Raw genomic sequence first — 20,634 nt, 5'->3', positions numbered from 1 at the left:
ATCCGCGCCTGTCATGGTTAGAGTGAAGCTATCGCTCATTCAATCACCCACCTGGAGCCTCCCATGACCCCGTCCAACCTGCGCAACGGCCCCGATGCCAACGGCCTGTTCGGCGCATTCGGCGGCAGCTACGTGGCCGAAACCCTGATGCCGCTGATCCTCGACCTGAACCGTGAGTACCAAGTCGCAAAGACCGATCCGGCATTCATCGAGGAACTGGCCTACTTCCAGCGCGACTACGTCGGTCGTCCCAGCCCACTGTATTTTGCCGAACGCCTGACCGAACACTGCGGCGGCGCGAAGATCTACCTCAAGCGCGAAGAGCTGAACCATACCGGCGCCCACAAGATCAACAACTGCATCGGCCAGATCCTGCTGGCGCGGCGCATGGGCAAGAAACGCATCATCGCCGAAACCGGCGCCGGTATGCACGGCGTGGCGACCGCCACCGTGGCGGCGCGCTTTGGCCTGGACTGCGTGATCTACATGGGCACCACCGACATCGAGCGCCAGCAGGCCAACGTGTTTCGCATGAAGTTGCTGGGTGCCGAAGTCATTCCGGTGGTAGCCGGCACCGGCACACTGAAGGATGCGATGAACGAAGCCTTGCGCGACTGGGTGACCAACGTCGACAGCACCTTCTACCTGATCGGCACCGTCGCCGGACCACACCCGTACCCCGCCATGGTCCGCGACTTCCAGGCGGTGATCGGTAAGGAAACCCGCGACCAGCTCCTGGCTCAGGAAGGGCGCCTGCCCGACAGCCTGGTGGCATGCATCGGTGGCGGCTCCAATGCCATGGGCCTGTTCCATCCGTTCCTCGATGACACCAGCGTCGAAATCATCGGTGTCGAAGCCGCCGGCCACGGTATCGAGACCGGCAAGCACGCGGCCAGCCTGAACGGTGGCGTGCCCGGCGTGCTGCACGGCAACCGGACCTTCCTGCTGCAGGACGACGACGGCCAGATCATTGACGCGCACTCGATTTCCGCCGGCCTCGACTACCCCGGCATTGGCCCGGAGCACGCCTGGTTGCACGATATCGGTCGCATTCAGTACACCTCCATCACCGATGATGAAGCACTGGCAGCCTTCCACCAGTGCTGCCGGCTCGAAGGCATCATCCCGGCGCTGGAAAGCGCCCACGCCCTGGCCGAGGTCTTCAAACGCGCACCGACCCTGCCCAAGGATCACCTAATGGTGGTCAACCTGTCCGGTCGCGGCGACAAGGACATGCAAACCGTCATGCACCATATGCAGCAATCCCAGCAGGAGAAACACTGATGAGCCGCCTGCAAACCCGCTTTGCCGAGCTGAAACAACAGAACCGCGCCGCCCTGGTGACTTTCGTCACTGCCGGCGATCCGGGTTATGACACCTCCCTGGCGATCCTCAAGGGCTTGCCCAAGGCCGGTGCAGACGTGATCGAGCTGGGCATGCCCTTCACCGACCCGATGGCAGACGGCCCGGCGATCCAGTTGGCGAATATCCGTGCGCTGGCCGCCAAACAGAATCTGGCGAAAACCCTACAGATGGTTCGTGCGTTCCGCGCCGACAACAACGAGACCCCACTGGTGCTGATGGGCTACTTCAACCCGATCCACCACTATGGCGTGCCGCGTTTTATCGCCGACGCCAAGGCTGCCGGCGTCGACGGCCTGATCGTGGTCGACCTGCCGCCGGAACACAACGGCGAACTGTGCGACCCGGCCCAGGCCGCTGGCCTGGACTTTATCCGCCTGACCACCCCGACCACCGACGATGTCCGTTTGCCCACCGTGCTCAACGGCAGCTCGGGCTTCGTCTACTACGTGTCGGTGGCGGGCGTGACCGGTGCCGGCTCGGCAACCCTGGCACATGTCGAAGAGGCAGTGACTCGCCTGCGTCGCCATACCGACCTGCCGATCAGCATCGGCTTCGGCATCCGTACACCGGAGCAGGCTGCGTCCATCGCCCGGCTCGCGGACGGTGTGGTGGTCGGCTCGGCGCTGATCGACCATATTGCCAATGCCACCAGCGACGCACAGGCCGTCGATGGCGTGCTGAGCTTATGCGCGGCGCTGGCGGAAGGGGTACGCACGGCGCGTAACTGATCCACCCAGTCACCGGCAACACCCGAAGGGCTTCAGCGCTACAGCGCTGAAGCCCTTTTTTATGGGTACAAAGGCCCTTTACCTACTCGAAGCTCGGAAGCGACCTATGGCTCGGTGAGCGTTTACTGAAAGTATCGACGGCCAGCAATAGCTGAGTATTTCACTCTATCTGTCGCGCAGACCTCCCCCCATAATCGAGTGGGCTATTACTGACGCCCATTATCAGCCAGCCGTCTGCCCTCGAAATCGGACTGAATGATATGCCTATTAATCTTACAAACCATCGTCTGTCAGTGTCGCTGGATGATAAAATCACCAGTAATGATAAAAAAATTAAAACCCTCAACACGCAAATTAAAGCAGTAAATAACTCTTTAGGAGACATAAGTAAGGAATTAAGGCTGGAAAAATTCAAAATCGCCTACCTTACCCAGTTACGCGAGAACCTTGATACAGTAAAAAATAAAAATCCCGCCAAGCAAACTGTCTACCTCCATAGCTCCAGGGGGAAAGGCGACCACTTCAGCCATCATAAAGGCCTGGCGGTCCGTCTGCATCTTGGTGACAAGGGTTACGCGCAAGCAGTCGACAACCTTAAAGATAGCGGCATCACCCTTAACAGCGGCGCGGGTAAAAAAATAGCAGTGGCCGATATGCGTCACCATATAGATCTTGCACTAAAAATCCATACCAAGGAAATCGCAAGCCTTGAAATAAAGAAAGCCGAATCCACCAAAGAAGAGCAAGCACTTAACGAACAAAAAAAAGCACTCGGAGCACTATCAGAAGAACTGCAGGAACAACGTAACAGACCAGAAGACCTTAAACGCGGCGTGCTGAAACTCTGGGGGAGCAACTGCGGGGCAGCCTATATCAACGGGTTGTGTCGCGCCAAAGTTTCAACCCTCCGTCCAGAAGCGGCCAGCAAAAAACCAGGTCTTGCTGAGGTCACTTGTTTCTATCAAAACAGCGACAATAACAGCCACATCAATAGTTTTTCCCAGAAGGCCATCAAGCAGGTCGAGAAAGTTCTTGAGTTGAACGATGAAATACTCCTCCAGGTCATGGACACCGCCTTAACCGAGCCTTCCGGCACAAAGGCCTATTTTCGTGGTGCTTCTTTACCCGACAATGAAATCCAGAAATACCAGGATGCCTATAATAGTGCGCTGCCCATCGAATCATCATTTTTCATGGCGGTGACGCCTGAGAAAAAAGACGCCCGCCCCTTCGCCGAGGGCAAGTACAGCAGCCACAAGGATCGCCCGGTCATGTTCACAGTCATTGGCAACCCGTTCACAGCCGACAGCGCTTATGAACAGGAAAGCTTGTTCAAGCCCGGTAGCCAATTCAAGGTCATATCAATCGATACCCGAAGCCCGACGGCCAGCATCGTGTTGAGCGAAGCAGACCGAAGAAGCACCAGGGCGATCCTGGTGTAACGCCTGGCCTGTCAGCACAAAGGCGACGGCGCACAGCATTGAGGCCAATCAATTCATGACACAGCGAGCGTTTACTGAAAGCTTTGAGGGATTGAGCTGACTGAGCATCGCCTGCTTGCGTTCACGCCAGCTCGTGGCGTGAACGATGAAAAAAATGGAATAGGGCAAAGGAGTTTTATAGAAGATGGGCCCAATATCGAACGACGGCGGTTCTCCGCGTATTTACACTCTCGATGGATCCGAGTCCTCCCAACACACCGCTCCGATAACGGAGTTGGAACGTGCGGAGGAACTCCGAACATGCCTGGAAAATTTGAAAAAACAGGTCAACTTTGTACAAAACAAACAAGGTGGCGGTTATCTGCGTTTCTCTCCCGAAAGAGGTGCGTATTTCAGCTCAAATTGGAGTTTCCGGGAAGCGATCCACAGGCATGATGGCGGTGCCTCAAAAGCCCCGCAAGACATAAAAGACCTTACCCTCGCCCCCTTTGGCAAAAAAGTAAAATGCACGGTTATTCAAGAGACACTCAAAACGTGCTTGAACGAGAACGAAAAACTGATTGCTCGTCTGACAAATCAGCCTGGCGACACCCGTACAGGCTCGCGGGCCGAACCGAGACCCAATCTCAATGATGGCCAGATAGCAGTTACCCCCTCACGGACAAAGCCGGTGCCCTTGCCGAGGCACATCTTGCCCTTCACTCGAAGCACCTCGGAAACCGCTGCTTTGCCAACTCCCAAAAAACGCGAAGATCTTATCCAGGCACATTTACAGCGAAGCCAGAGCGCACTTACCAACACGACCAAACCAGCCTCAAGACCTCCATTGGAAACAAACCAAAATGGCCAATCAATTAAAGACAGAATAAATTTTTTCAAAATGCTGGAAGGAAAACAATCCGGGCCTCAGCCTAAAATTTGACGCCTGGAGGCTTCGGCGCTACAGCGCTGAAGCCTTTTTCATAGGTATATTAGTTTTTTACCTACACGCGAACCAGAGATAGTAACCGATTGATAGACGATGGGCGTTTATTGGAAGCACACCCTCCTTAAAGGGCCAACCATTTAACGCGCGTACCGACTTTTTATAACGGCGGATCGCGCCAGTACCAATGTACTGGGTCGTTTCAATTTCAAGAATGGGCCCTCATGATGCATCCCTTTGCCCCCTTTTTAAGTTTCCCAAGCATTCTTCCTGACATATTTAGGAGCGAACGGTCGGAAAAAAACTCCAAAGCCAGCCTGCACGTTCAGACTATTAATAACGCCCCCCACAAGACAGAAGTCAACACCAGGGTAGATGTTCCCGAAAGTAGCCACAAAGAAACACCGATCGCAGCCAAAACCAACCCTGTCATAGATTTATTGCGGACTCAGCAGAACAATGCGCAAGAACTCAAAAATAGTTTACTGAATTTAAAAGAAAAAATCGATAGCGTAAAGAACCTGCCCAATAAGGGTACTCTTCGTTACTCCGAAACAAAAGGTCTTTATTTGAGTAATAGCTTCAAAATACTTGAAGCTGTCGGATTACGCGATGCTGGCGCCGCAAAGTTCGAAAAAAAGATTAATGGTCTCGACCTTGAGTTTGGAAAAATAACGGACAAAGACAATATCATCTCTAAAATAGATGAAAAACTGGATACTCAAGATGGCTATATCAAAGCTCTTGAGGACAGAGTCCAACTTCAGGAGGAAAAATTTGCTGCTGCACGGCATCCAATGAGTGGCGAAAATTCAAATGCGCCTCACGAGATGAAAGGGCCTGAAGTTACCATGCAAGAAAAATCACAGAGCGCGCAATATGGTAGTACTGGTGATGAACTGAGCGAATGGCCCCAGAAAAATCCAGGAAAGCAATTTTTGCATTCGGTCATTTCAAACAATTTGGGAAGCGACCAGGAAGATTTAGTTATCAATGAAAATGAATTGCTCCAATATATTTCAACTTTTTCTGAAAACCCTGAAAACTCATATTCACAATCAAGCTCCGATACGACTAATAACCCCACCGCGCAGGTGAATCCACAATCACCAACAGAGTCGATTAATAAGGCATCCAGCGAGCAAAAAGATAATAAATCCGGAGCGCTGTCTCCTCCCCAAAAACCACCACGAACATTTAAATATGGAGGAGTCCCAAGCGCTTCGAGTCCCCCTTCCCAAACCAAACCGGCGCAGCCAGTGCCTGATCGGCCCAATAGCGATCGAATACCTGGAGACTCTGTAGACAGCGAGTTTGATCAACTGTTTGCTTCAGAGCTGGCACTTGATCAAATGTCCAAAGACGTTATAGAAAAAGAGTTCAATGAAATGTTCACAGGCGAAGAAAAAACACCCATCGGCCAAGAGGTGCCACCGCCATCACTAGTCAAACGTAGCGACTCGGAAGCCGGCACCAGATCCGTGCCAATCCGACCGTCACGGAAAATAGATGCCCAAAAAGGCCTGGAGAGAAGCCAAAGCGACCCCACAAACAACACCACGCAAGCAACGCAGACGAGGGTTGAGCAAATGAGAGCTTTCTGGGAAGCACAGTTCAAGGCAAATTCGACCACCCCATCCGTTAAGCGATAACTCCAGCTTCTCCAAGAAAAACAAGGAAGAGGGCACTATCAATGATAATGCCCTCTTCCCACCTTTTTACTCTTCCTGAATATGAACAGTCCTGAACAGATCCGTCACGCTACATTCAGGCTTTGTCGCGGTTCTCAACCTCGCTCCGTGGTTGCCCTATCTGAGTCAGTAATTTATTGAGTTCATGACTCTGGCTAAGACTTCTGTAGATATTCCGGCCAAACCAGCCCACCACCGCAACAGACAACCCGACAATCAAAGCAACACCCACTGGACCTGCGATCACTGCGGGTAACGCCACCAACGCCAGGGTCGACACGCCCGCCACGGCGGCACCGATTGCGATGTTTTTCACCGTGGGCTTGAATGGGCGCACGATGATCGACTTCAGCATCCCTTTGATACCCATCGGCTTGGGCAGCAGCTCCGTTACCTTCTCTTGTATCGGCTGGGCGGCCTTTTGCAAAACCTGCTCCAACTCGGCAGGTTGCAGTTGCAGATGCTCCGCATGACGATGCGTGCGTATCTTGTCGAGGTCAGCGGCAGATTGTTTGGAGAGAACAGCCAGTTCCCGAGCAAGTTTGAGTTTGCCGTGCAGGCTATCGGAAGGTGTCGCCTGTCGCAGTTTATCCAGCTTTTTTTCGTAACGCTGGAGCACATCTCCGTAGTTGCTTAACACTTTTTGCTTGATGCGACCGGCAAAATCGAGTTGCAGCGCCTGGAAATCCGTCGAAAGTCCCACCACCGCTTTTTCACCGAATCGACTCTTTACCTCATGTATATCGGCCTTATGCTGTGCTTGCGCGACCCGATGCAAATCACTCAAGTTATCATTGATATTAATGATATTGTCCACCGACCTACCGAGGCTTTTTCCCTGAAAATAATCGGGCGGAGAAAAAGACGAGACGGCCTTAGCCATACCCTCGACAAAAGCTTTTTCGTAGCTGAAAACAACGCTTCGGAGCACCTGCTGGAAGTTTTCCTCGGCTTTGCCGTTAATCTGACCGGCAGTCTCCGCCCCTATGCTGTCGGGGTAGATATTCCTGCCTTTCATCTCTTTCGCGTACTCGTCGTGCGCCTTCCTCAAATGCTTTTCGAGCATTGTCTTGGTCCTCACCGCCACCGCTTGTGGTTCATGTTGGCGATGGATACGCTCCAGGTTTTCGAACATTTTTCCTCGAAGCTTTTCCCCGGTCGCTGCCACTTCGTTATTGAAACGACCTAGCCGTTCGCCTGTTTTCACCCGACGAAAAAAGCGCGCAAGCGCATCACCGAAACCACTGTCATTGAGCGACAGGTTGCTGTTCTCCGCCAGCTTCTGCGCCGATAACCGTGCCTGGTCCTGGTCCTTCTCCACGCGACCGTAATGGGCAATCAGCTCATCCAACAAGCCCTCGGGCACAGGTTCGTCACGGCGTAGCGGGTCACTGAAATGCTCAAGGACATCGGTCATGGCCTTGCGCTTCATGTCCACGACAGCCCCCTTGCCCGGGCGATGCAAGTCGGGCTCGGCAGCCTTCCTGATGATCCGCTCATGGGTACCATCGTCGAGCAGGCGATAGCCCGCGCCGGCGAAGTCGAAATGGGTCAGCAACGTATAGAAACTGCCCTTTACCTTGTGCAGCGGCTTGAATGCCTGCAGCATTTGCTGAAATTCTTCTTTGCTGGGAGGTTCACCCTTCCATTCCACGGCCTCTTTTCCCTTTTCGCCCTTCATGACCAGGAATTGGGCGAGGGCCGGGGTCTGGTTGATGTCCTTGCTCAACTTATCAACGTGCCTGCTATTGTTGCTGCTCTGAAAAGAGCCGTCGCTACGGGTTCTCAGGTACGTATTGATCATCTGAATGAAAGCCAGGGGAGCCCCGAACGTTACGTCAAGCCGTGGTGCGGACGGCAACACCTCCTGCAAGCCGGCGGCGGTGCTATCGGCCGTGTCGGTTTCGTTCTCGAAGGGGTTGAGTGCTTGCGAAGAGGTCTCGGCGGCGTCTACGAAGGGATTGATGCCGTCCGGGTATTCGTCGACCTTGCCCGCGAAGGGATTGAGATCTTCCGGATAGGCGCTGCCATTCATAGGCACTTTGTTGAAAGTGTCTGACTTCGGTGACGCGCAAACCTCGATGCCGCTACTGGAGTTGCCAACACGCACAGTCTTCGTTGCCAGCGTAGTATTTCCGGGCTTCTCTACCCAAGCTGAAGGCAACAATATTTCCTTATTGGTAATACGCATGGATCATGGGCTCTCGCTCGAAAAAAATAATTCGAGCGCATCCACATCCTTGCAACTATCACAATTCGCGCATGTAAATCAGAGTAATTCAGGTCTAGCGAAATTGTTTTCCCTGCGAGAGGGCTTAAATAGAGTTTCTTGTTTCCCAGTAAATAATGAACGCATTTAAAATACTCCGCAGGAAAGGCACTACAGCTCATTCGAAATACTATTTACCGGGGCCGATAACTCGTTGTCCTGCAATTTGCCGGCAAGTTCGGCGTCTACAGGAGGTAGCGGAGGTCACCGAAATATCGACAAGTCCAGCGGCCGTACCGCTCCCATCCAGATCGCATGGTCGCTGTGATCTGCCCGGTCATCGCCGGTCAACGGGTGCAGGAACACCACCAGGCCCTTGCGATGAAGCGCCAGCCACGGCAAGACCTCGCCCAGATACTCGGCGTCGAAGGCCAACTGACAGCTCCAGTCCGGATGCGGACCTACCGGGCGCTGGTGCATGCGTCCCATCTGCAACGCAAATGTCGCCGCCGCCCGCTCACACAATTCGCGCGCCTGATCGACCGTCGAGGCATCGAAATAGACATGGGCGTGGTAGCCCTTGATACGTTGCATACCGCCCTCTTTCGTTGATCCTGGGAATGACTCAACGCTACAGCGCAATCGACGGCGATCCCAGCTCCACCAACGATTGCGCGCTGCCGGCCTGCTCGGCCATCAACCAGTCGAAGAAGCGTCGGATCAATGGCCCACGGCGCTTGCGCGGTGGCAGCACCACATAGTAACCGAAGCTCGAAAGCACTGTCTCGTCGAGCGGTCGGCATAACAATCCCTGCTCCAGCAAGTTGTCCACAAGGTGCCGCCAGCCGATGGCCACGCCCCGGCCACCGATTGCCGCCTGGATCAGCAAGGTGTAGTTGTCGAAACGCAATTGCCCCGGCGCCGGCGCCGTGGTGAGGCCCAGCTCGCGAAACACTCCGCTCCAGTCGAACCACTGACTGCTGCTCTCGCCCTTCAGGTGCAACAACGGAAACTCCAGCAGACTCTCGACGGGTAATGGTCGCACGCGCCCGTTGAGCAATTGCGGGCCGCACACCGGGAACACTTCCTCGCTGAACAACCAATGGCTTTCGCCTTGCTTGAAACGCCCCTGGCCAAACAGCACCGCCACGTCGATATCGGTGCGCATCATGTTGTGGCTGCGCTCGCTGGTTACCAGGCTGACATCGACCTGCGGATTGGCCGCGTGGAAGCGGTGTAGGCGCGGCATCAGCCAGTAGGCGGCAAAGGCGAAATCGGTGGCGACCTGTAACACCTCATGCTGACGGTGGGCGGTCACTGCGCTCAGGCCACTGTCGATGCTCAGCAACCCGGCCTGCACCTGCTCGAACAGGATCGAGCCGGCCTCGGTCAGTTCGATGCCACGGTAGATACGGTCGAACAGGCGCGTCACCAGTTGTTGTTCCAAGCGCTTGATCTGCTGACTGATGGCTGGCTGGGTGGTGCCCAGTTCCGCCGCCGCCGCGGTAAAGCTGCGATGACGAGCCGCCGCTTCGAAAACCCGGAGCATGTCCAGGGACTGGTCGCCCAATGCATCAAACATAAGCTGTACTTATCCTAGTCATTGTCTGGCATGGGCTTTACCGCAAATTGCACGGGGCACATGCTGGATCGCAGCACTATCGCATAACAATTGACTATGGAATGCCGCGACATCATGAAGCGCAAGAACATTCTTTTCATCATGGCCGATCAAATGGCCGCGCCCCTGTTGCCGTTCTACGGACCCTCACCGATCAAACTGCCCAATCTCGACCGCCTGGCCGCCGCCGGCGTGGTATTCGATGCCGCCTACTGCAACAGCCCGCTGTGCGCTCCTTCGCGTTTCACCCTGGTCAGCGGCCAGTTGCCGAGCAAGATCGGCGCCTATGACAACGCCGCCGATTTCCCCGCCGACGTGCCGACCTATGCTCACTACTTGCGCCGCCTGGGCTACCGCACCGCATTGTCGGGCAAGATGCATTTCTGCGGGCCGGACCAACTTCACGGTTATGAGGAGCGCCTGACCAGCGACATCTACCCAGCCGACTACGGCTGGGCAGTCAACTGGGACGAGCCAGACGTGCGCCCCACTTGGTATCACAACATGTCCTCGGTGCTACAGGCCGGGCCTTGCGTGCGCACCAATCAATTGGATTTCGACGAGGAGGTGGTGTTCAAGGCCCGGCAGTACTTGTTCGATCATATCCGCGAAGACGGCGACCGACCGTTCTGCCTGACCGTCTCGATGACTCACCCCCACGACCCGTACAGCATTCCCAAGGCGTTCTGGGATCTGTATCACGACGCAGATATTCCACTGCCACGCACTCCGGCCCAGAACAGTCTCGATCCGCATTCCCAACGCCTGCTCAAGGTCTACGATCTGTGGGACAAGCCGCTACCCGTGGACAAGATCCGTGACGCCCGCCGAGCCTATTTCGGTGCCTGTAGTTACATCGACCATAATGTCGGCAAGCTCCTGCAGACGCTGGAAGACACCGGCCTGGCCGCCGACACCGTGATCGTGTTCTCCGGCGACCACGGCGATATGCTCGGCGAACGCGGCCTCTGGTACAAAATGCACTGGTTCGAGATGGCCGCTCGCGTCCCGCTACTGATCAGCGCACCGGGGCAATTCGCCGCCGGACGGGTCAGCGCCGCAGTTTCCACCGCCGACCTGTTGCCGACCCTGGTGGAGCTGGCCGGTGGCACCCTGAATGGCCAATTGCCGCTGGACGGCCGCTCGCTGGTGCCGCATCTGCGAGGCGAGGGTGGACACGATGAAGTGTTCGGCGAGTACATGGCCGAAGGCACCATCAGTCCGCTGATGATGATTCGCCGTGGCGCCTACAAATTCATCTACAGCGAAGACGACCCCTGCCTACTCTTCAATCTCCATAACGATCCTCGCGAAGAGCGAGAGCTCAGTCAGTCAGCGGAGCATCAGGCACTGTTCAACGATTTTCTGGTCGAAGCCCGGGCGAAATGGAATATCCCGGCGATCCACCAGCAAGTGCTCGCCAGTCAGCGCCGCCGGCGTTTCGTCGCCGACGCCCTGACCCTCGGAAAGCTCAAGAGCTGGGACCATCAGCCGATGGTGGACGCCAGTCAGCAATACATGCGCAACCACATCGACCTCGACGATCTGGAGCGCAAGGCTCGTTATCCACAACCCTGCCAAAACCAATAACACATACAAGGGGAAAGCCATGAAGAAGTTATCCACAGCGCTGACCGCCGGGCTGCTGGCCATAAGCAGCCTGGGCGCCTACGCCGAACCGAGTTGCGACACGGTGAAGATGGCCGACCCCGGCTGGAGCGATATCGCCGCGACCAACGCCATTGCCAGCCTGCTGCTCGACGGCCTGGGCTATAAGGCCAAGGTCGACACCCTGGCGGTGCCGATTACCTAGGGCGGCCTCAAGGACGGCCAGGTCGATGTCTTTCTCGGCAACTGGATGCCGGCGCAGCAGGGCTTCTACGACAAGTTCGTCGCCAGCGGCGATGTCACGCAATTGGCGAAGAACCTCGAAGGCACCGAATTCACCCTGGCGGTCCCGGACTATGTTTGGGAAGCGGGTGTGCATGACTTCGCCGATCTGGCCAAGTACGCCGACCAATTCGACAAGAAGCTCTATGGCATCGGCTCCGGCGCGCCGGCCAACGCTTCGCTGGCGGAGATCATCAAGAAGAACGAATTCGACCTGGGCCAGTGGAAACTGGTGGAGTCCAGCGAACAGGCCATGCTCGCCGAGGTGGCCCGATCGGTGAAGAAGCAGAAGTTCGTGGTCTTCCTCGGCTGGACCCCACACCCGATGAACGTGCAGATCAAGCTGCATTACCTCAAGGGCGGCGAGAAATATTTCGGCGACACCGGCAGCGTCTATACCGTGACTCGCAAGGGTTATGCACAGGCCTGTCCGAACGTCGGCAAACTGCTGAACAACCTGAGCTTCACCCAAGACATGGAAAACAGCATCATGGCCGAGGTGGCGACCAAGAAGCTGAGCAACACCGAGGCGGCCAGGGCCTGGATCAAGGCCAATCCGGCGGTACTGGACAGGTGGCTGAAGGACGTCAAGACCGTGGATGGGCAGGATGGCTTGCCAGTGGTGAAGGCGAAGCTCTGAGCCCGCGCCGCTGTGAAATCCGCCACAATCCGTGACGAGGGCTCGGCTTCTCGCGCCTGTCACACTCATACTGCACCCTGACGCCGACTCAACCCACCGAGAGACCCATGGGCTGGACCAATCGCCACAGATTCCTACCATTTCTCAGTTGGCTGCCTCGGCAAACCCGCGCCAGCGTCAGCCGTGACCTGGTGGTGGGACTGAGCGGCGCCATCCTCGCGCTGCCCCAATCGGTCGCCTACGCCCTGATCGCCGGCCTGCCGCCTGAATATGGGCTGTACGCAGCCATTATTCCGGTGTTGATCGCCTGCCTCTGGGGCTCGTCGTGGCACCTGATCTGCGGTCCCACCGCCGCGATCTCCATTGTTCTGTTTGCTAGCGTCAGCCCACTGGCGGTGCCCGCCAGCCAGGACTACATCACTCTGATTCTGCTGCTGACCTTTATCGCCGGCATCTTCCAGTGGCTGCTGGGCATACTGCGTTTCGGCGCTCTGGTGAACTTCGTTTCCCATTCGGTGGTGCTCGGTTTCACCCTCGGCGCCGCCGTGGTCATTGCCCTGGGGCAGTTGCCCAACCTGTTGGGCATCGAGGTGGTAAACCAGGCAACCGCCCTCAACAGTCTGCTGGCGCTGGTACGGCATGCCGATAAGTTGGACCGAGCGTCGATGGCCCTCGGGCTCGGCACGCTGCTGTTGGGCCTGGTGCTCAAGGCGCTGCTGCCGCGCTGGCCGAGCTTGCTGATCACCCTGGTACTCGCCAGCCTATTGGTCTGGCTGTGGCCAGGGATGTTCGGCCATGTGCAATTGGTCAAGGGCTTCACCGGGCACCTGCCGCCATTCAGTCCGTTGCCACTGGACGTCGAGACCGTCCTGCGGCTGGTGCCCAGCGCCGTCGCGGTGGGCATGCTGGGGCTGGTGACCAGCCTGTCGATTGCCCGCTCGCTGTCCGCACGCTCCCAGCAATTGCTCGATGCCAACCAGGAGGTGCGCGCTCAGGGCCTGTCGAATATCGTCGGTAGCCTGTTTTCCGGTTACCTGTCCGCCGGCTCATTCACTCGCGCCGCCCTGAGCTACGAGGCCGGGGCCAGCTCGCCGCTGGCCGGGGTGTTCTCAGCATTATGGGTAGCGTTATTCGCGGTGTGCGGCTCGGCGCTGATCACCCACATTCCGATTCCGGCCATGGCCGGCAGCATTTTGCTGATCAGTTGGGGCCTGGTGGATCACCGGGGTATCCGCGCCTTGTTCCGGGTCAGCCATGCCGAGTTTGCGGTGATGGCCCTGACCTGCATGGCCACCTTGCTCCTGGAGCTGCAGACAGCGATCTATGCCGGGGTCCTGGCGTCGCTGTTCTTCTACCTCAAACGCACCTCACAGCCACGGGTGCAGCATTGGCGCAACGGTGATGAGGATGTGTTGCGGGTCGGCGGATCGATCTTCTTCGGCGCCAGCCATTACTTGCAGGTGCGCCTGCAACGGCTACACGGTCCACGGGTCGTGATCGAGGCGCAGCACATCAACTTCATCGACTATTCCGGGGTAGAGATGCTGCACCAGGAAGCCCGCAGGCTGGCAAGGGACGGGCGCAGCCTGACCTTGAGAAAGGCACGGGCACCCGTGGTCGAGGAACTGGTCAAGCTGGAGGGTGTGGATAAGTGCCCGATCCGCTTTGAGGAGTGAGTCAGGCGGTACTCAGAGCGCCAGCAAGCGCCGCAACTCCGCCAACACCGGTGCGGTATCCGGGCGCACGCCACGCCACAGCAAAAAAGCTTCCGCCGCCTGCTCAGCCAACATGCCCAGCCCATCCATCGCTACCGCCGCGCCGTGTTCGCTGGCCCACCGACAGAACGCGGTCGGCTCCTTGCTGTACATCATGTCGTAGCAGAAGGTCTGGCCCGGCTCGATCAGGCTCGGCGCAATCGGCGGCACCTCGCCCGACAGGCTGGCCGAGGTGGCGTTGATGATCAGGTCCACCGGTTCGCGCAGCCAATCAAAGCCGCTGGCGGACAATGGCCCCAGGTCGGCGAATTCTTCGGCCAGATACTCGGCTTTCTCGACGGTGCGATTGGCGATGATCACCGACGCCGGCCCTTGCGCCAGTAGTGGCTCCAGTGCTCCACGTAAGGCGCCACCGGCCCCCAGTAGCAGGATACGCTTGTCCCGCAGGCTTAAGCCGGCATTGACCGTCAGGTCGCGGACCAGTCCGGCGCCATCGGTGTTATCACCCAACAGGCTGCCATCGGCCAGCTTGCTCAAGGTATTCACCGCGCCGGCCCGCAGCGCCCGTGCCGTCAGGTCGTCGGCCAGGCGAAAGGCTTCTTCCTTGAACGGCACCGTGACATTGGCCCCGCGACCGTCCTGGAAGAACGCCAGGGCGCAGCCGGAAAAATCATCCAGTGGCGCCAGCAGGGTGCTGTAGTCCAGTTGCTGGCCGGTCTGCTCGGCGAACAGACGGTGAATCAACGGCGATTTGCTGTGGCCGATAGGGTTGCCGAAGACGACATAGCGATCCATCAGGCCTGACCCCGCGCCAGCCAGTCGCGGTCCTGCAGGAAGTACTCGGTCAATCGAGCCTCGTCGCTGCCTGGAGTCGCTTTCCAGTCATAGCCCCAGCGCACTTGCGGCGGCAGCGACATCAGGATCGATTCGGTACGCCCGCCCGATTGCAGGCCGAACAGGGTGCCACGGTCATAGACCAGGTTGAACTCCACGTAGCGCCCACGACGGAATTCCTGGAACTCACGCTGTTTTTCGGTCCAGGCCGTCGCCTTGCGCCGCTGGACAATCGGCAGATAGGCATCGATATAGGCATCCCCGATGGCGCGCATGAAGGCGAAGCTGGTGTCGAAGTCCCATTCGTTCAGATCGTCGAAGAACAGACCGCCGATGCCCCGTGGCTCGTTGCGGTGCTTGATATGAAAATAACTGTCGCACCAGGCCTTGTAGCGCGGGTAGACATCCGCCCCGAACGGCGCGCAAGCCTGCTCGGCAACACGGTGCCAATGCACGCAATCTTCCTCGTTGCCGTAGTAGGGGGTCAGGTCGAAGCCGCCACCAAACCACCAGACCGGCTCTTCACCGGCCTTTTCAGCGATAAAGAACCGCACATTGGCATGGGAGGTCGGTATATGAGGGTTATGCGGATGGATCACCAGGGACACCCCCAGCGCCTCGAAACCGCGCCCGGCCAGTTCGGGCCGGTGAGCGCTGGCGGACGACGGCAGACCGCTGCCGAAGACATGGGAGAAGTTCACGCCGCCTTTCTCGATGACCCTGCCGTTTTCGATCACCCGGGTCCGACCACCGCCGCCGGCAGGACGGGTCCAGGCGTCTTCGACGAATCGCGAACCCGCGTCTTCGGTTTCCAACGTAGCGCAGATACGGTCTTGCAGGTCGAGCAGATAGGCTTTAACGGCCTCGGTGCGGGTAGTCATGGCATCACCTTGAATCGGGCAAAGCTACGCGGCACATCGCGTGGCGGGCGGCAAAGGGCAGGTAGCATAACACCGCCCTTGTCACCGTCGCAGTTGACGAAGATCAAACGAAGGAGTCCGATAGGCCCTTCGCGCAGCCTCAAGACGAAAACTGCCCAAGGAGAGTATCGATGGCCAAACGCATCCAGTTCCGTGCCCATGGCGGCCCCGAAGTCCTCGAATATGTCGACTACACCCCCGCCGAGCCGGGACCACAGCAGGTACGAATACAGAACAAGGCCATCGGCCTGAACTTCATCGACACCTACTGGCGCAGCGGTCTGTATGCACCGCCGAGCCTGCCTTCCGGGCTGGGCGGCGAGGGCGCGGGCATCGTCGAGGCAGTGGGCAGCGACGTTACCCAGTTCAAGGTCGGCGACCGCGTGGCCTATGGCACCGGGCCGTTGGGGGCCTACAGCGAGTTTCACCTGTTGCCGGCGGCCCACCTGGTGAAATTGCCGGAGCAGATTAGCTTCGAACAGGCGGCGGCGGTCATGCTCAAGGGCCTGACAGTGCAATACCTGCTGCGCCAGACTCATGAGCTCAAAGCCGGCGAAACCGTGCTGTTCCACGCCGCAGCCGGCGGTGTCGGGGCACTGGCCTGCCAATGGGCCAAGGCCATCGGAGCGAAGCTGATCGGTACTGTGAGCTCGGCGCAGAAGGCAGCCTATGCCAAATCCCTCGGTGCCTGGGAAACCATCGACTACAGCCACGAAGACGTGGCGCAACGAGTGCTGGAGCTGACGGATGGCAAGAAGGTCCCGGTGGTCTATGACGGTGTCGGCAGGGACACCTGGCTGACCTCCCTCGACAGCCTGGCGCCACGGGGCCTGTTGGTGAGTTTCGGCAACGCCTCGGGCGCGGTGGACGGCGTCAACCTGGGAATCCTGGCGGCAAAGGGCTCGCTGTATGTGACCCGACCGACCCTCGGCAGCTACGCCAGCAACCCGCAACAACTGCAGGCCATGGCCGATGAACTGTTCGGGATGATTATCGGTGGTCAGTTGAAAATCGAGATCGGCGCTCATTACGCCTTGGCCGAAGCGGCCAAGGCGCAGACCGAGCTGTCGGCGCGGCGGACTACAGGATCGACGGTGTTGTTGCCTTAGTTTTGCACGAACTTGTGGCGAGTAGGCTTGCACCCTCGCCACAGGGTTCAGCTCAAGCCGGGCGTACCACCTTGCCGGTCGCCAGGTCACGGATCAGGCTCGGGTTCTTGCGCCCACCGAGATTGCCGCCCAGCACCCAGTCGAGCTGACTGCGGAAATACTGCTCCACTCGCAACCGGGTTTTCGCCGCAGGCCGTCCCTGTGGGTTGGCAGAGGTGGAAATCAGCGGTCCCACCAACGAACACAAATCCCGCACCAACGGATGATCGCTTACCCGCAGCGCCACGGTGTCGTGCTGGCCAGTCACCCACTCCGGCAACAGATCCTGGTGCGGCACCAGCCAGGTGTTGGGTCCCGGCCAGGTGCTGGCCATGCGATCGAGCCAGGCTTGCGGAAAGTCCTCGAACAGGAAATCGAACTGGCGGATATTGTCGGCGACCAGGATCAGCCCCTTGTCCACTGAACGATTCTTGATCGCCAGCAGCCGATCCACCGCCTCTTCGTTCCAGGGATCGCAGCCCAGGCCCCAGACCGCTTCGGTTGGATAGGCAATCACCGCTCCCGCGCGAACTTCTCGTGCGGCTTCTTGCACACGCCAACTTTTGACCATCGCTTGTTCTCCGGATTCAACGCCGCTCGCAGTTTACTCAAGTAAGGCTATCTCATGCGAGCTAACCAGCGTCCGCCTTCGTTGGCAATCCGGCCCTCCAGTTCCAGCTCGGTCAGGCTCGCCAGTACTCGCGACAGGTTCCAGCCACAGGCCAGTGCCAACCCTTCGCTGGTGTGCGGAGCCGCGTGCAGCAAGGCCAGCAGCGGGTGATCGGAGGCAGCGGGCGGCTCGCTGGCGGCAACCCGCTGCCAGCCCCGCAGGTTCTGCAGGATATCCTCGACCGTCTCCACCAACACCGCGCCATCGCGAATCAATTGATGACAGCCCCGCGCACCGGGATGGTGAATGGAACCGGGAATTGCATAGACCTCACGCCCCTGTTCTGCGGCGAGCCGGGCGGTGATCAGCGAGCCACTGGCAACACTGGCCTCCACCACCAGTACGCCAAGGGATAAACCGCTGATGATCCGGTTGCGGCGGGGGAAGTTACCGGGATGCGGCGCGGTATCCAACGGGAACTCGGAAATCACCGCGCCGCCCTGGTCGATCATCGCTCGCGCCAGCGCCCTGTGTCGCTGTGGATAAAAATTCTCGAGGCCGGTACCGAGCACGCCGATTGTCAGCCCGCCGATGTCCAACGCGGCTTGATGGGCCGCTCCGTCGATCCCCAGGGCAAGGCCGCTGGTGATGACAAAACCAGCACCGGCCAGGCTTCGGGAGAAGGCCGTGGCGGTATCCATGCCCGGCTTCGAGGCACGTCGGCTACCGACCAGCGCCAACTGCGGCTTGTCCAGAACCGCCGGGTCGCCGGCCACGAACAGCAACGGCGGGGCATCGTCCACTTCGGCCAACAACGCCGGGTAATCGATCTGGTCCCACATCAGTAAATGCTGGTTCGAACGCTCTAGCCAGTCCAATGCAGCGCTGGCGCCATCACGCACGACAGGGCTGCGGCGAGCCTCGGCGCAGCGTGCGGGCAAGCCCAACGAATGCCAGGCAGCGGCGGGCGCACTCAGGGCACCAGAGGCCGAGCCAAAAGCTTCGATCAGCTTGCGAAAGCGCCTGGAACCGATATCCGGAAGGCGATGCAAGCGCAGGCGAGCTTCCAGCTCCGCCGGCGAGGGGAGGGTATTCACAGAGAGCGACATTCAATCATCCTTGATCCAGGGCGGTCGCGATTCGGCAGGAATATCCTGTGGATAACTCTGTGAGTAATCTGTTTAGCTAACTAACGGAACTCGCCCGAAAAGCCATTACGGATTGCGCACCTTGTCCAGCACCGCCAGCGACCGCGTGGCATTGAGTACCAAACCATAGCTGAGCTTTTCATAGGTGCGGAACACCATCAGCAGGCCCGAGCGCTCGTCGGGAATCTTCACCGGCTGGCCGGTGATCCGGTCGCGAACCGTCTCACCGGTCTTGAACACCGCCAGGACGTTGCCTTCCGCCAGCCCGTCACGACGCCCTTTGTCGATCGTGACCACATCCATGACCCCAATCTGTGTAACACCTCGTGGTACATCTATGATCACGCCACTGACCGGCGCTTGGGGAGCACTGGGCATGAAAGTCGAGGTGATCGGTCGCTCTTCGCTGACGAACAGCCGGTCGCCGAGGCGAACTTCCTCGGTGGTCCGGCGCAGCATCAGGGTGCCGACATCGCCCTCGGTCGCCAGCAACTCGCCCGTGCCGACATCCTGGGCGTTGATGCCAAGGAATTCCTTGGTCCGTGGGTCGCTGTAGGCCTTGCCCTCGCGGAACAGTCCGTACACCGAATGCGTCGAATCGAACACGCCGCGGGCATAGACCCGATCGCCCATGCCGCTAAGCACCCGCTCGTTGCTGCCGGCCAGGATATACGGGGCTTGCTTGAAGTCCTCGGGGCTGTCGACGATGCGGTTGCTCAGCAAGAACGCATTGATCTTTTCCAACGGAATGCTGGGGATTGCGTCCGCCACCGGCGAACTGCGCACCTGCGGCACCAGCTTGATAGTACCGCGAGAGGCACCACGCTCGACGACCAGTCGCGGTTGGCCGTCGACAAACTGCAGTGTCAGGATGTCGCCTGGGTAGATCAGGTCCGGATGGGCGATCTGTGGGTTGGCATGCCAGATTTGCGGCCATTTCCAGGGCTCACGGAGAAACTTAGCGGAAATGTCCCAAAGTGTGTCGCCACGCACCACGGTGTAGCGCTGTGGATAACCGTCCTTGAGTTGCACTTGCGCCTGCACGACACCGGTAAAGGCCAACAGCAGGGCGAGTAGTGTTTTCCTCATGCAGTGAATCCCTTTATTATGTACCTTCGCGTGAAACGCCGGAGCTTCGTAGCTCGCTCCCAAGGAGAACGTTTTACAACGGTAGCCGAATCCCGCCGGGACATTTGGGCAGCCGTCTCTGACTTTACCTCACATGTGCAGCAAATACGCCTATGGCCATTTTAAACATCCTCGAATTTCCAGACGCGCGCCTGCGCACCATCGCCAAACCCGTGGCCGTGGTGGACGACAAGGTGCGGCAACTGATCGATGACATGTTTGAAACAATGTATGAAGCCCCCGGCATCGGCCTGGCGGCAACCCAGGTCAACGTGCACCAGCGTATCGTGGTCATGGACCTGAGCGAAGACCGCAGCGAGCCCCGGGTGTTCATCAACCCCGAGTTCGAACCGCTGACCGACGAAACCGGCGAGTATCAGGAAGGCTGCCTGTCGGTGCCGGAGTTCTACGAGAACGTCGAACGCCCGCTCAAGGTCAGGATCAAGGCCCAGGACCGTGACGGTCAGCCTTACGAACTGGTTGCCGATGGCCTGCTGGCGGTGTGCATCCAACACGAATGCGACCACCTCAACGGCAAGTTGTTCGTCGATTACCTGTCCACGCTCAAGCGTGATCGGATCAAGAAGAAGCTGGAAAAGAAACATCGCCAGAACGCCTGA

Annotated in this window: 17 protein-coding genes and 1 pseudogene; 10 read left to right on the top strand and 8 right to left on the bottom strand. The window is 58.3% G+C overall.

What is annotated here, in order from left to right:
* Positions 1 to 63: 63 nt before the first annotated feature.
* The 5 genes from trpB to BMX68_RS05705 all read left to right on the top strand — a co-directional run bounded on the left by trpB (position 64) and on the right by BMX68_RS05705 (position 6,112).
* A complete protein-coding gene (gene trpB / locus BMX68_RS05725; RefSeq protein WP_017132174.1) occupies positions 64 to 1,284 on the top strand; it encodes a tryptophan synthase subunit beta in 1,221 nt (406 codons plus the stop codon).
* Positions 1,284 to 2,093 carry a tryptophan synthase subunit alpha gene (gene trpA, locus BMX68_RS05720; RefSeq protein ID WP_017132175.1) on the top strand — a complete coding sequence of 270 codons (810 nt, stop codon included), beginning with the start codon at positions 1,284 to 1,286 and terminating at the stop codon, positions 2,091 to 2,093. The genes trpB and trpA overlap by 1 nt, the downstream gene beginning before the upstream one ends.
* A gap of 260 nt (positions 2,094 to 2,353) precedes the next feature.
* On the top strand, positions 2,354 to 3,535 hold the full coding sequence (locus tag BMX68_RS05715; protein WP_060783050.1) for a hypothetical protein: 1,182 nt from the start codon (positions 2,354 to 2,356) through the stop codon (positions 3,533 to 3,535).
* 313 nt (positions 3,536 to 3,848) lie between these two features.
* Positions 3,849 to 4,457 (top strand): hypothetical protein, encoded by a 609-nt coding sequence (locus BMX68_RS05710; protein WP_143063243.1) that lies wholly within the window; start codon positions 3,849 to 3,851, stop codon positions 4,455 to 4,457.
* A gap of 227 nt (positions 4,458 to 4,684) precedes the next feature.
* On the top strand, positions 4,685 to 6,112 hold the full coding sequence (locus BMX68_RS05705) for a hypothetical protein (protein WP_060783051.1): 1,428 nt from the start codon (positions 4,685 to 4,687) through the stop codon (positions 6,110 to 6,112).
* A 115-nt stretch (positions 6,113 to 6,227) separates the two neighbouring features.
* On the opposite strand, the gene BMX68_RS05700 is transcribed toward BMX68_RS05705, so the two are convergent.
* From BMX68_RS05700 to BMX68_RS05690, 3 genes are all read right to left on the bottom strand, one after another.
* The gene (locus BMX68_RS05700) at positions 6,228 to 8,342 is read right to left on the bottom strand and encodes a hypothetical protein (protein WP_143063242.1); all 2,115 of its coding nucleotides are present in this window, start codon (positions 8,340 to 8,342) and stop codon (positions 6,228 to 6,230) included.
* Positions 8,343 to 8,624: 282 nt separating this feature from the next.
* Positions 8,625 to 8,954 (bottom strand): DOPA 4,5-dioxygenase family protein, encoded by a 330-nt coding sequence (locus BMX68_RS05695; protein ID WP_017132178.1) that lies wholly within the window; start codon positions 8,952 to 8,954, stop codon positions 8,625 to 8,627.
* Positions 8,955 to 8,991: 37 nt separating this feature from the next.
* Entirely contained in the window at positions 8,992 to 9,942 is a 951-nt protein-coding gene (locus BMX68_RS05690) for a choline sulfate utilization transcriptional regulator (RefSeq protein ID WP_017132179.1), read from the bottom strand.
* Positions 9,943 to 10,056: 114 nt separating this feature from the next.
* Between BMX68_RS05690 and betC the strand changes: the two genes are divergently transcribed.
* From betC to BMX68_RS05675, 3 genes and pseudogenes are all read left to right on the top strand, one after another.
* A complete protein-coding gene (betC, locus tag BMX68_RS05685; protein ID WP_026013200.1) occupies positions 10,057 to 11,571 on the top strand; it encodes a choline-sulfatase in 1,515 nt (504 codons plus the stop codon).
* A 19-nt stretch (positions 11,572 to 11,590) separates the two neighbouring features.
* Positions 11,591 to 12,511: pseudogene (gene choX / locus BMX68_RS05680) on the top strand (choline ABC transporter substrate-binding protein).
* A 107-nt stretch (positions 12,512 to 12,618) separates the two neighbouring features.
* Positions 12,619 to 14,187 carry a SulP family inorganic anion transporter gene (locus BMX68_RS05675; RefSeq protein ID WP_017132183.1) on the top strand — a complete coding sequence of 523 codons (1,569 nt, stop codon included), beginning with the start codon at positions 12,619 to 12,621 and terminating at the stop codon, positions 14,185 to 14,187.
* A 12-nt stretch (positions 14,188 to 14,199) separates the two neighbouring features.
* On the opposite strand, the gene aroE is transcribed toward BMX68_RS05675, so the two are convergent.
* Positions 14,200 to 15,021, bottom strand: a complete 822-nt coding sequence (aroE, locus tag BMX68_RS05670) for a shikimate dehydrogenase (RefSeq protein WP_017132184.1) — start codon at positions 15,019 to 15,021, stop codon at positions 14,200 to 14,202.
* On the bottom strand, positions 15,021 to 15,941 hold the full coding sequence (hemF, locus tag BMX68_RS05665) for an oxygen-dependent coproporphyrinogen oxidase (protein ID WP_017132185.1): 921 nt from the start codon (positions 15,939 to 15,941) through the stop codon (positions 15,021 to 15,023). The genes aroE and hemF overlap by 1 nt, the downstream gene beginning before the upstream one ends.
* A 170-nt stretch (positions 15,942 to 16,111) precedes the next feature.
* On the opposite strand from hemF, the gene BMX68_RS05660 reads away from it, so the two are divergent.
* The gene (locus BMX68_RS05660; protein ID WP_017132186.1) at positions 16,112 to 17,089 is read left to right on the top strand and encodes an NADPH:quinone reductase; all 978 of its coding nucleotides are present in this window, start codon (positions 16,112 to 16,114) and stop codon (positions 17,087 to 17,089) included.
* A 52-nt stretch (positions 17,090 to 17,141) separates the two neighbouring features.
* Here BMX68_RS05660 and tsaC read toward each other — a convergent pair whose 3' ends face one another.
* The 3 genes from tsaC to BMX68_RS05645 form a co-directional block, all read right to left on the bottom strand.
* Positions 17,142 to 17,699 (bottom strand): L-threonylcarbamoyladenylate synthase type 1 TsaC, encoded by a 558-nt coding sequence (gene tsaC, locus BMX68_RS05655; RefSeq protein WP_017132187.1) that lies wholly within the window; start codon positions 17,697 to 17,699, stop codon positions 17,142 to 17,144.
* 47 nt (positions 17,700 to 17,746) lie between these two features.
* Positions 17,747 to 18,847: a DNA-processing protein DprA gene (gene dprA / locus BMX68_RS05650; protein ID WP_017132188.1), complete on the bottom strand. Its 1,101-nt coding sequence runs from the start codon at positions 18,845 to 18,847 to the stop codon at positions 17,747 to 17,749.
* 105 nt (positions 18,848 to 18,952) lie between these two features.
* Complete coding sequence (locus BMX68_RS05645; RefSeq protein WP_017132189.1) at positions 18,953 to 19,975, bottom strand: LysM peptidoglycan-binding domain-containing protein; 1,023 nt, start codon at positions 19,973 to 19,975, stop codon at positions 18,953 to 18,955.
* A 152-nt stretch (positions 19,976 to 20,127) separates the two neighbouring features.
* Between BMX68_RS05645 and def the strand changes: the two genes are divergently transcribed.
* Positions 20,128 to 20,634: a peptide deformylase gene (gene def / locus BMX68_RS05640; protein ID WP_017132190.1), complete on the top strand. Its 507-nt coding sequence runs from the start codon at positions 20,128 to 20,130 to the stop codon at positions 20,632 to 20,634.

The sequence above is a fragment of the Pseudomonas agarici genome (assembly GCF_900109755.1).
Taxonomy (GTDB): Bacteria; Pseudomonadota; Gammaproteobacteria; order Pseudomonadales; family Pseudomonadaceae; genus Aquipseudomonas; species Aquipseudomonas agarici.
The sequence above is the reverse complement of the archived record's forward strand: the minus strand, read 5'-3'. Positions and strand labels throughout refer to the sequence as shown.